Origin of the sequence: Emticicia aquatilis, from assembly GCF_014644295.1 — a bacterium.
In the GTDB taxonomy this organism is placed as follows: domain Bacteria; phylum Bacteroidota; class Bacteroidia; order Cytophagales; family Spirosomataceae; genus Emticicia; species Emticicia aquatilis.
Window position 1 is genome coordinate 243,501 of the sequence record NZ_BMKK01000001.1, and the last position, 12,231, is coordinate 255,731.

A 12,231-nucleotide genomic window follows, 5' to 3' on the forward strand; every position below is an offset into this window, starting at 1 on the left:
AAATGATATATGAATACTTTGCAAGCAAAACCACTCTAATTCTTTAACTCATCGAGTGCCAAATTTAACTTTAAAACATTGATTTTTTCAGGGCCGAATAATCCGAGTAATGGCGGTTCGGTGTTTGAAATAATCAATTGCTTGAGATTAGCCTCGGCAATTCCTCTAATTTTTGCAATTCTTTTGATTTGAATCTTTGCGGCTTGTACCGAAATATTTGGGTCTAAACCACTTCCACTTGCGGTGACAATATCGGAAGGAATTTCTGACTTTTGTACACCTGGGTTATGCACCAAAAATGTATCAATTCGGGCTTGAACTTCCTTCAAATAATCTGGGTTTGAAGGTGCTTTATTGCTTCCTGCACTTCCTGCGGCATTATAAGCTACCGCCGACGGACGAGATTGAAAATATTTATCATCGGTGAAAGTTTGACCAATATTGGCATAATATGTTTTGTTGTTTTGAGAAATAATTTCTCCTTTGCCATGATTGGGAGCAAACTGAGCAATCCCAAAAACGATAGCTGAATAGATTCCGACAAAAAACAATAAACTTACGATTGTTAGACGGAAAGCTGAAAAAATATATGCGTCCATGATTTCTGAAATTTAAGATTTTAAATAAACATTGCTACTACAACGTCAATAAGTTTAATACCTACGAATGGAATAATGATGCCACCCAAACCATAAATCAAGAGATTACGACGGAGTAAGGCACTTGCTCCAATTGGCTTATACTCAACACCTTTCAAAGCCAAAGGAATAAGCATCGGAATAATGATTGCATTGAAAATCACTGCCGATAAAATGGCACTTTCTGGGCTGTGCAAGTGCATGATATTGAGACCTTGCAGAGCTGGAATAGCCACAATAAACAAGGCAGGGATTATAGCAAAATACTTGGCAATATCGTTGGCAATACTGAAAGTAGTCAGTGTTCCACGAGTCATGAGTAATTGTTTACCAATTTCAACGACCTCAATTAATTTGGTTGGGTCATTATCTAAATCAACCATGTTTCCTGCTTCTTTGGCGGCTTGTGTACCGCTGTTCATGGCCACACCTACATCGGCTTGGGCTAAAGCTGGGGCATCGTTTGTACCATCACCCATCATGGCCACCAATCTACCTTCCGATTGCTCTTTTTTGATATAATTCATTTTATCTTCGGGCTTGGCTTCGGCAATGTAATCATCAACCCCTGCTTTTTCGGCTATGAATTTTGCGGTGAGTGGATTATCGCCCGTTACCATTACGGTCTTGATTCCCATCTTGCGGAGGCGTTCAAAACGTTCGCTAATGCCCGTTTTAATGATGTCTTGGAGTTCAATCACCCCAATTACTTTTTCGTTTTTGGCTACTACTAAAGGTGTTCCGCCATTACTTGAAATAACTTTCACGCACTCTTGTACGCCTTTCGGGTAAACATTTCCTGCTCTTTCGGCAATGCCTTTAATAGCATCTGAAGCACCTTTTCTGATACGATTTCCATCAAAATCAACGCCCGAACAACGAGTTTCGGCAGTAAATTTAATAAAAGTCGGATTTTGTATTTGATAACTCGCAGGATTCACACCCGCCAATTCGATGATAGATTTTCCTTCGGGGGTTTCGTCGGCCATTGAGCTTAATACTGCCGCTTTGATGAATTCTTTTTCATCAATATCAAATGGATAAAACTTTGTTGCCTTTCTATTTCCAATCGTAATCGTACCTGTTTTATCCAATAAAAGTACATCAATATCGCCCGCTGTTTCTACGGCTTTACCACTTTTTGTGATTACGTTTGCTCTTAAAGCTCTGTCCATTCCTGCAATTCCGATGGCCGATAATAAACCACCAATTGTGGTTGGAATTAAGCAGACAAATAATGAAATAAAAGCCGCAATCGTGATAGGCGTTTTGGAAAAATCGGCAAATGGTTTGAGTGTGACCGTAACGATGATGAATACGAGCGTAAATCCTGCCAATAGAATAGTTAAGGCGATTTCATTCGGTGTTTTTTGGCGAGAAGCCCCTTCGACCAAAGCAATCATTTTATCAAGAAAACTTTCGCCTTGCTCGGTCGTTACCTGTACTTTTATTTTGTCTGATAAAACCTTAGTTCCGCCCGTTACTGAACTTTTATCACCACCTGCTTCTCTGATTACTGGAGCCGACTCGCCCGTAATAGCACTTTCATCAATCGTGGCAAGTCCTTCTATAATTTCACCATCGGAAGCAATTATTTCGCCCGCTTCGCAGACAAATACATCTCCTTTTTTCAATTTTGCTGATGAAATGACTTGTCCATTTTCGAGCCTTGCGGGCGTTTCTTCTCTTGTTTTTCTTAAACTATCGGCTTGGGCTTTGCCTCTTGCTTCGGCAATGGCTTCGGCAAAATTGGCAAATAGTAAGGTAAGAAACAAAACAATAAAGACCGTGAAATTGTAAGCAAAACTACCTTGCGACTGCTCGCCTGCGAGAATCCAAGCACACACAAAAAACATAACTGCCGTTCCGATTTCGACCGTGAACATCACAGGATTACGAAACATTATTTTAGGATTTAGTTTTACAAAAGACTGTTTGATGGCTTCTTGCATCAAGTCTTTTTGAAATATTGATTGATTATTAGCTGACATTTTAGGTAATGATTAATGTTAAATGCTGAATGTTTAATTACATAAAACACTTATAATAAGCGACTTAAGTAACCTTTAATTATACCCCTTCAAGAAGTTTATTAAATTTTAGAGCAGGAAATATTCAGCGATTGGCCCCAACGCCAAAGCTGGAAAGAATGATAAAGCCGCTACGATGGCAATGACCGCAAAGACCATCAAGCCAAAAGTCATAGTATCGGTTTTGAGTGTACCGTTGCTTTCGGGAGTATATTTTTTGTTGGCTAAAATACCAGCAATGGCCACTGGCCCGATGATTGGCAGAAAACGCCCCAAGAGCATCACAATGCCACAAGCGATATTCCAGAAAGGCGTATTGTCGCCCAAACCTTCAAAACCACTACCATTATTGGCACTTGAAGAAGTAATTTCATACAACATTTGACTAAAACCATGGTTGTTTGGGTTGCTCAACCAACCCGCATATTCAGCAGGATTATGAGTGTATAAATAGCTGGCGATGGCAGTACCAACCAAAATCAAAAACGGGTGGAGCAGAGCAATTACCATTGCTATTTTCATTTCTTTCGCTTCGATTTTCTTGCCCAAAAACTCGGGAGTTCTACCTACCATTAAGCCACTAATAAATACCGCCAGAATGATGAATACATAGAAATTGAGCATTCCAACGCCACAACCGCCATAAAAAGCATTTATCATCATGCCCAACATTTGATTCATGCCACTCAAAGGCGTGAAGCTATCGTGCATAGCATTGACGCTTCCCGTAGAAATTACGGTTGTTGCGATGCTCCAATAAGCTGAAGCTGGTGAGCCAAATCTGATTTCTTTACCTTCCATGCTTCCGAGATTTTGGCTGACTCCCATTCGAGTAATGGCAGGATTTCCATTCATTTCTGAGATAATAGTTGGCACAACTAAGAGCGTAAATCCGATGGTCATTACTCCAAAAATCATCCAAGAAAGTTTCTTCCGATTAATTACATAGCCCAAAGCAAATATCAATGCGAATGGAATAAGCATCTGAGTAATCATTTCGACGATGTTGGTAAAATAACTCGGATTCTCGAACGGATGTGCCGAATTTACTCCAAAAAAACCACCTCCATTCGTACCCAAATGTTTGATGGCCGTAAAAGCTGCCACTGGCCCACGGCTCACCTGTACGGTTTCGCCTTGCAGCGTAGTTACGGTATCTTTCCCTTCAAAAGTCATTGGCATACCATTGAATACCAGCACCGTAGCAACCACAACCGCAATCGGAAATAAAATACGAGTGCAACTACGCACAAAATATGAGTAGAAATTACCCAACTTATCAGTTGTTCGTTCTTTCATTGCCACGAATACAACCGCTGCAATGGCAATGCCTGTACCAGCACTCAAAAACTGCCACAACATCAATACGAGTTGACCTAAATATGACATTCCGCTTTCGCCTGAGTAGTGCTGTAAGTTGGTGTTGCAAATAAAACTAATGGCAGTATTAAAGGCCAAATCGCCACTCATTGATGGGTTATTGTCTGGATTTAGTGGTAGCCAAGCCATATTGGTCAATACTATCATCGACAGTAAAAACCATGCAGCATTGATGCTTATGAGGGCAACTAAATGCTGTTTCCAGTTCATTTGCTGAGATTCATTGATGCCGCTTAACTTGAAAAACAATTTATCAATCGGATTGAAGATAGTATCTAACCAAGTTTTTTGGTAGTTAAAAACCTTGCCGATGTATCTTCCTAAAGGTAAAGCGATGGCCAGTGTTAGCACAAACATTAGCACTACGCCGAGAATTTCTGAGTTCATTTTGTGTTAGAATTTATATAAAATTTTAAATTTTAATAAAACCGCATAAAACATTGATAGAGCAATCAACCAAATAATGATTATGACTAACGCAGCCTTGATTTTTTGCCATCTCATGGTTTTAGAATTTTTCGGGTTTTAGTAATACATAGCACATGTATAAAAACACGGCGATTGAGACGATGAATAATGCTATCATGGCTTAGATGTTTTCGAAGAATTTAATGGATTTGTAGAAAAGGGCGAAACCCAATAGCCCTAAAACTGTAAGTGTGATTGTTAGAAACATGATTTTAATTATTTGTTTCTATATATAGTTTCAAGAGATGTGCCAGCAGTAGGAAACAATCTATAAGTACCTTATTATCAGTTTTTTATAAAATTTATCGGATTTTGTAAAATAAAAAACCCTTTCAAAATGAAAGGGTCTGTACTATCGTTTTGAAAGGGTGATATACCTAAAGTTTGTATTCTTCGATTTTGCGATATAAAGTAGTGAGAGCAATATTGAGCAATTCGGCGGTTTTGGTTTTGTTGCCGTTTGTGTAGTTAAGTACTTTCTGAATATGGCTTTTTTCGGCATTAGCCAGCTCAAAGTTTGTCAGGATTTTGCCCGAAGTAGCACTGGCAGATTGCGAAGCATGCTGAATTTCCAGTGGTAGGTTTTCAGTTTTTAACTCATCATCATTCATCAAAATAATGCTTCGTTCGATTACATTTTTTAGTTCTCTGATATTGCCGTTCCAGTTATGAAGTTTGAGAGTTTCGATGAAAGATTCTTCAATTTTTCGTACTTTTTTATTCATTTTGTGTGAAAAAACCGTAACAAAATGATTGGTTAGTAGCTCAATATCAACAATTCTTTCTCGCAGTGCGGGAAGTTTTATCTGAAAAACCGAAATTCTATAATATAAATCTTCTCGGAAATGCCCTGCTTCAATTTCTTTCAATAAATCTCGATTAGTGGCGGCAATGATTCTGACATTTACTTTGATTGGTTTACTTTCTCCGACCTTCAATAACTCGCCCGATTCGATGATTCTCAAGAGTTTCGCTTGTAAGTCCAAAGCCATTTCACCGATTTCATCAAGAAAAATAGTGCCGTTGTGGGCTTCCTCAAACAAGCCTTTTTGGTCTTTCACTGCACCCGTAAACGCTCCAGCTTTGTGGCCGAACATTTCACTTTCAAGCAAATCTTTACTAAACGCCGAACAGTTGATAGCCACAAAACTCTGGTTAGAGCGTCTGCTGGCTTGGTGAATGGCTTGAGCAAAAACTTCTTTTCCAGTTCCAGTTTCGCCTGTGAGCAGCACGGTTGTGTCGGTTTCGGCTACTTTTTTTGCCAAATCAATGGTTTGTAGCATGATTTTCGACTTACCGATAATTTTATCAAAGGAGTGTTTTTCGCCCAATTGTTTTTCCAACTGCTGCACTCTTTTTGATAAACTCACTTTTTCGATAGCCTTATGAAGCAAAGGAATGATTTTATTATTATCATCGCCTTTTGTGATATAATCGAATGCTCCGTTTTTGATGGCTTGCACACCATCGGGGATATTTCCGTAAGCCGTAAGCAGAATAACCTCGACGGTTGGGTACTTATCTTTAATTGTTTTGGTCAAGTCCACGCCACGACCGTCGGGCAGTTTTACATCACAAATAACCACGTCAATGGCATTTTGTTCCAATCGCTTTAGCCCACTTTTACAATCGCCCGCCTGAAAAACCTCAAAGCCCTCCATTGTCAGGATTTTGGCCAAAAGATTTCTCAATTTTTCTTCATCATCAATTATCAGAATGGTATTGTTCATGGATGTGTTTCTTCAATAAATTCAATTTTGTTATTCTTACGCCTTCGGGTGGGCTTGCTTGAAGACTTTTTTGAGTTTTTCAATCGAATTATGGGTATAAACTTGCGTAGCGGCAAGGCTCGTATGTCCCAATAAATCTTTGATAGCATTCAAATCTGCTCCACGATTGAGCAAATGAGTAGCAAAGGTATGCCGCAGAACGTGCGGGCTGCGTTGTTCGAGCGATGTCACTAATGACAAATATTTTTTCACCAAACGCTGAATAAACATCGGGTATGCTTGCGTTCCGCTATCAGTCACAATCAAGTAAGTATTAGTGGTGTCGTCAATAATATCGGTGCGAAGCGTAAGGTATTTTTTGATGGCTTCAACCAACGATTTATTGACCGGAATGATTCGCTGTTTATTGCGTTTTCCGAGAACTACCAATGTATTATTATATAAATTTAGGTCGGTAATTTTCAAACCTATCAATTCGGCCAAACGCATACCTGTTCCGTAGAGCAATTCAAGAACGAGTTTATCTCGCAAACCAGAAAAATCGTCCGAAAACTCAATATCATCGAGCAGATTTTCCATGGGTTTTTCTTCGACGTATTTAGGGAGCGTTTTATCGGTTTTCAATGCTTTGATTTTGAGCATTGGGTCGGTAATGATTGCCTTATGGCGAAGCAAAAAATTGTAGAAAGTGCGGAGTGTAGCAATTTTTCGATTGATACTACGGTTTTCGATTTTTTCGTCGACCAAAGCCACAATCCAAGAGCGAATCATCTGAAAATCGGCTTTCTCTGGTTCTTTAAATTCGTACTGGTATAGTAGAAATGCCGAAAACTGCTTCAAATCACCCTCATAAGCCGTAACGGTATGATGGCTGAGGCGTTTTTCGTATTTGATATGTTGTAGAAAATAAGAAACCATATTAATAGAAATAAGTTACTGGTGATTAGCTATTGGTAAATAACTAATTTGAACAGTTAAAAATTATAATCAGTTTGAAAATATAAGCAATTTGCGAATAAAGATAACCAACCAATAACCAATAACTATTTTCCAATGACAATATCTACTAATATGGTTTAAATATATTAGATTGCAATACTTGTTTGAAACAAATTGAATTGCTCAATAATATTACATTTCTTCGTTGCTTCTCAATTTACCCACATAAGTAGCGTGAATAATTTCGTTACGACGAGCTACTGATGGTTTTTCAAACGCCTGACGCTTGCGTAGTTGACGCAATACACCCGTTTTCTCAAATTTCTTCTTGAAACGTTTCAAAGCTTTATCAATAGATTCGTTTTCCTTTACGTTGATTACTAACATATAAATACACCTCCTTTTGTTTGGGAGTGCAAAATTCGTAAAATTTAATTAAAAAAACAAACTTTCGTAGCAAAACCTGCAAGGTTTGAGAAAACCTTACAGGTTTAACACTACATTTGTGAAAATTTAAAATAAAACTTCCCTTTAGGGACTGAGCGTTATGCGAACAGCCATTATTGATTTAGGCACAAATACATTTCATTTGCTGATTGTTGAAGGCACAGAAACACTTTATAAATCTTCGATTCCTGCCAAGATTGGGATGGGCGGAATTAGCCAAGGAGTGATTTCGGAGGAAGGTATCCAACGAGCTTTGGGGGTATTGAAAGGTTTCCGAGAAGTAATTGATAATCAATCGGTTGCACTAAAGAATGTTTTTGCTACTGGCACAAGTGCGATTCGGAATGCTGGTAATAAAACGGAATTTATAGAAAGAGTTTTGGATGAAACAGGCATAAAAATTCAAGTTATTTCGGGCGATGAAGAGGCTGAATTGATTTGTCTGGGCGTAAAACAAGCCATGAGTATTCCTGAAACTTCGATGATAATGGATATTGGTGGCGGGAGCGTAGAATTTATTATCTGCAATGATGAAAAGATATTTTGGAAGCAAAGTTTCGAGATTGGTGGGCAGCGTTTGATGGATAAATTCATGAAATCTGACCCGATTTCGATGCGTTCGGTGCAAATGATGGATGATTTTTTCCGTGAAAAACTATTGCCTTTGGCCAATGCTTGTCACCAATACGCTCCGAAGGTCTTGATTGGTTCGTCAGGGTCGTTTGATACGCTCATTGATATGCAATACATAAAAGAAAAAGGGCAACTTCCTGCCAGCGATGAAGTTGCGTTTGAATATTCACTCCCAGAGTTTTATTGGGCTTATGACGAACTGATTTTTAAAAATCACGCCGAAAGAATGCAAATTCCAGGTATGATTGAGCTACGAGTAGATATGATTGTAGTAGCCATGTGCTTGATTCGTTTCATTATTCAAACACTTGAAATCCAACGCATTAGAGTTTCGAGTTATGCCTTAAAAGAAGGTATGATGGCAAGAGTTTTAAATTAAACTCAGTTTTCCAACTTTAATCATCCTTTAATTTCCTTTTTAAAGCCTTTTTACAAGATTCTGATACATTTGCAAGCAAACAACTTTAGATATTCTACGTTTATAAAACAAAAATCTTTAAGCAAATGGCAGAAAAAAAATTATCAGGTCAAACCGCTCTGGTTACAGGAGCGAATTCGGGGATTGGTGAAGGCGTAGCGATTGCCTTGGGCGAAGCTGGTGCAAATGTGGTTGTCAATTTCGTTTCAAATCCAGATGCTGCTAATGCCGTCGTCGAAAAAATAAAGTCTTTTGGTAGCAATGCCATCGCTATTCAGGCCGATGTAAGCAAAGAAGACCAAGTACAAGCCATGTTTCAACAAATGATTGAAACCTTCGGTACGATTGATATTTTGGTCAATAATGCGGGCTTACAGCGAGACGCCAAGTTTCACGAAATGACCTTAGCCCAATGGCAACTGGTAATTGATGTAAATCTTACAGGACAATTTTTGTGTGCCAGAGAAGCCATCAAAGAGTTTTTGCGTCGAGGGCCTGTGCCAGAGCGTTCGCTCGCAACTGGAAAAATCATTTGTATGAGTTCGGTCCATGAGTTAATCCCGTGGGCTGGTCATGTCAATTATGCGGCCTCAAAGGGAGCAATAAAAATGCTCATGCAAAGCCTCGCTCAAGAATATGGCGACCGCAAAATCAGAGTAAATAGTATTTGTCCGGGTGCTATTCAGACTCCAATCAACCGAGCAGCTTGGGAAACTCCCGAAGCCTTAAATAGCTTAATGTCGCTTATTCCTTACAACCGAATTGGTCAACCAAGCGATATTGGCAAATTAGCCGTTTTCTTAGCCTCTGACGATTCTGATTATATAACAGGAAGTAGTATGTTTATTGATGGAGGAATGACTGTTTTTGAAGGATTTGCTACTGGAGGTTGATAGAGATGCTTAATTTAGAACAAAAACGGCTGGATATTAATGCCCAAAAGGCGGTTCCGCTCGAAAAATGGGGGCCTTATCTCTCAGAAAGACAATGGGGTACTGTCAGGGAAGATTATAGCGAAAACGGAGATGCTTGGGCATATTTTACACATGACCAAGCACGCTCTCGTGCGTATCGTTGGGGAGAAGACGGCTTAGGAGGTATTTCGGATAATCGGCAGAATTTATGTTTCGCTTTAGCTCTTTGGAATGGCAAAGATAAGATTTTGAAAGAACGCTTCTTCGGGCTTACCAATGCCGAAGGAAATCATGGCGAAGACGTGAAGGAGCTTTATTATTATTTAGATAATACGCCGACGCACTCTTACATGAAATTTCTATATAAATATCCACAAGACACATTTCCCTACGAAGAGCTACTCGAAGTAAATCGCAATCGCTCAAAACAAGAATTGGAGTACGAACTCTTGGATACGGGCATTTTTGACAATAATCGGTATTTCGATGTATTTGTTGAGTATGCCAAGAATACTTCGGAGGATATTTGCATTAATATCGAAATCGTCAACCGAAGTAGCGAAAGTGCCGATTTAACTGTTTTGCCAACTTTATGGTTCAGAAATCGCTGGATTTCGGGTGAAATGAACCAAAAACCACAAATTAATTTGATTTCAAAAAATTGTGCAAAAGCCACTCACGAGACGTTGGGGGATTATTACCTATATTTTGATGATGCCAACCACACTTTTTTTACTGAAAACGAAACCAATACGAAGCGACTTTTTGACGAAGAAACAAATAGCATTTTTGTAAAAGACGCCTTCCATGAAGCGATTTGCGAAGGCAACTACAACTTGTTCAATTCGTTGATTACGAACAAATTAGGGACAAAATTTTCGCCAGTTTATCAACTTCATCTTGAAGGAGATTCTTCTCAAAAAATAAAACTCAGACTTTCGCAAGAACCTCATTCAGCTCCTTTCAATGATGATTTTGAGAAAACTTTCAGTAATCGAAAAACTGAGGCTGATGTATTTTATAGTAGTTTCTTTTCAGACGAAAAATCAGTTGATGTCAAGAATATTCAAAGGCAGGCTTTTGCGGGTTTGCTTTGGAGCAGACAATATTACTGCTACGATATAGAACGTTGGCTTGAAGGAGACCCCAATCAAATTATTCCTCCTTACGAGCGTACGTTAGGCAGAAATATCAACTGGAAGCACTTGAAGAATGAAGACATTATTTCGATGCCTGATAAATGGGAATACCCTTGGTATGCCGCATGGGATTTGGCTTTTCACTGCGTGCCAATGGCGATTGTTGACCCGAACTTTGCCAAGCACCAGCTCATTTTGATTATGCGTGAATGGTACATGAGTCCAAACGGGCAGATACCTGCTTATGAGTGGAATTTCTCTGATGTCAATCCGCCCGTACATGCTTGGGCAGCCTTGTCTGTTTATCGTATCGAAAAAAGTATTCATGGAAAAACTGACATTAATTTTTTGAAACGTATTTTCCAGAAATTACTCATTAATTTCACTTGGTGGGCTAATAGAGAAGATGAAAATGGAAATAATATTTTTAGTGGTGGTTTTTTAGGGTTAGATAATATTGGAGCTATTGACCGAAGTAACCTACCCGATGATGCCAATTTAGAGCAAGTAGATGCTACCGCTTGGATGGCTATGTATGCTCTAAATATGATGGATATTGCTTTAGAAATAGCTATAACCGACCAAAGTTTTGAGGACGTAGCTACCAAGTTTTATGAGCATTTTATTCTGATTGCAGAATCGCTTAATGAAAAACTATGGGATGCCAACGAACACTTTTTTTATGATTCTTTGAAGCTAAATAACCAAGCTCCTATCTCGATGAAAGTAAGGTCGGTTGTGGGTTTGAGCGTATTGTTTGCGGTTTCGGTCATTGACCAACAGAAGATGGCAACGCTCAAAGACTTTTCAAAAAGAATGAATTATATAAAAAATTATCGGCAGAAGGCACACAAATTTCTACCAAACGAACAGATAACCGAAGATGGAAATATATTGCTATCGTTGGTTGATAAGAGAAAACTTTCAGCGTTATTAACGGCAATGCTCGATGAAAATGAATTTTTATCGGCAGGCGGTATTCGTGCGGTATCGAAATTTCATCAAGACCACCCCTACGTAGTAAATATTGAAGGTGTTATCCACGGGATTTCGTATGTTCCAGGCGATTCGGATTCGGGTATGTTCGGAGGTAATTCTAATTGGCGTGGCCCTGTCTGGACGCCAATCAATTACCTGATTATCAAATCATTAAAAAAACACCATCAATTTTATGGTGATAGTTTTAGAATTGAATTTCCAACAAATTCGGGCGTATTTATGAATTTAGCAGAAGTATCTGATACTTTGGCCAAACGAATTGTTTCGATTTTTGAAAGAGACAACGCTGGAATTCGACCCGTGCATGGCATTTACCAAGAGTTTTATCAAAGACCAGAAAACAAAGACCTGTTGCTTTTTTATGAATATTTCCACGGTGATACTGCTCATGGTGTTGGAGCTTCACACCAAACAGGTTGGACGGCAGTAGTTGCCGAACTCATCAATGATGATGCTTGGGAATGGGAGTAACTGCTATTGGCAATACCTAAATAAA

The 12,231-nt window shown here is 39.0% G+C and carries 10 protein-coding genes; 3 read left to right on the forward strand and 7 right to left on the reverse strand.

Going from position 1 to position 12,231, the window contains the following annotated elements; translation table 11 throughout:
- Positions 1-35: 35 nt before the first annotated feature.
- The 7 genes from IEX65_RS01055 to rpsU all read right to left on the reverse strand — a co-directional run bounded on the left by IEX65_RS01055 (position 36) and on the right by rpsU (position 7,572).
- Positions 36-599: a K(+)-transporting ATPase subunit C gene (locus IEX65_RS01055; RefSeq protein WP_188763758.1), complete on the reverse strand. Its 564-nt coding sequence runs from the start codon at positions 597-599 to the stop codon at positions 36-38.
- A gap of 20 nt (positions 600-619) precedes the next feature.
- Positions 620-2,629, reverse strand: coding sequence for a potassium-transporting ATPase subunit KdpB (gene kdpB, locus IEX65_RS01060; protein ID WP_188763760.1), 2,010 nt, complete (start codon positions 2,627-2,629; stop codon positions 620-622).
- A 108-nt stretch (positions 2,630-2,737) separates the two neighbouring features.
- Positions 2,738-4,435 (reverse strand): potassium-transporting ATPase subunit KdpA, encoded by a 1,698-nt coding sequence (gene kdpA / locus IEX65_RS01065; protein WP_188763762.1) that lies wholly within the window; start codon positions 4,433-4,435, stop codon positions 2,738-2,740.
- A gap of 121 nt (positions 4,436-4,556) precedes the next feature.
- Positions 4,557-4,634: a potassium-transporting ATPase subunit F gene (locus IEX65_RS28200; RefSeq protein ID WP_188764762.1), complete on the reverse strand. Its 78-nt coding sequence runs from the start codon at positions 4,632-4,634 to the stop codon at positions 4,557-4,559.
- A 259-nt stretch (positions 4,635-4,893) separates the two neighbouring features.
- On the reverse strand, positions 4,894-6,246 hold the full coding sequence (locus IEX65_RS01075) for a sigma-54-dependent transcriptional regulator (RefSeq protein WP_188763764.1): 1,353 nt from the start codon (positions 6,244-6,246) through the stop codon (positions 4,894-4,896).
- A gap of 36 nt (positions 6,247-6,282) precedes the next feature.
- A complete protein-coding gene (locus IEX65_RS01080; protein WP_188763766.1) occupies positions 6,283-7,164 on the reverse strand; it encodes a tyrosine-type recombinase/integrase in 882 nt (293 codons plus the stop codon).
- Between the two features lie 213 nt (positions 7,165-7,377).
- Positions 7,378-7,572 carry a 30S ribosomal protein S21 gene (gene rpsU, locus IEX65_RS01085; protein ID WP_188763768.1) on the reverse strand — a complete coding sequence of 65 codons (195 nt, stop codon included), beginning with the start codon at positions 7,570-7,572 and terminating at the stop codon, positions 7,378-7,380.
- Between the two features lie 160 nt (positions 7,573-7,732).
- Between rpsU and IEX65_RS01090 the strand changes: the two genes are divergently transcribed.
- From IEX65_RS01090 to IEX65_RS01100, 3 genes are all read left to right on the forward strand, one after another.
- Positions 7,733-8,644, forward strand: a complete 912-nt coding sequence (locus IEX65_RS01090) for a Ppx/GppA phosphatase family protein (RefSeq protein ID WP_188763770.1) — start codon at positions 7,733-7,735, stop codon at positions 8,642-8,644.
- 125 nt (positions 8,645-8,769) lie between these two features.
- Entirely contained in the window at positions 8,770-9,576 is an 807-nt protein-coding gene (locus tag IEX65_RS01095; protein ID WP_188763772.1) for an SDR family oxidoreductase, read from the forward strand.
- A gap of 5 nt (positions 9,577-9,581) precedes the next feature.
- Positions 9,582-12,206: an MGH1-like glycoside hydrolase domain-containing protein gene (locus IEX65_RS01100; protein WP_188763774.1), complete on the forward strand. Its 2,625-nt coding sequence runs from the start codon at positions 9,582-9,584 to the stop codon at positions 12,204-12,206.
- Positions 12,207-12,231: the final 25 nt, after the last annotated feature.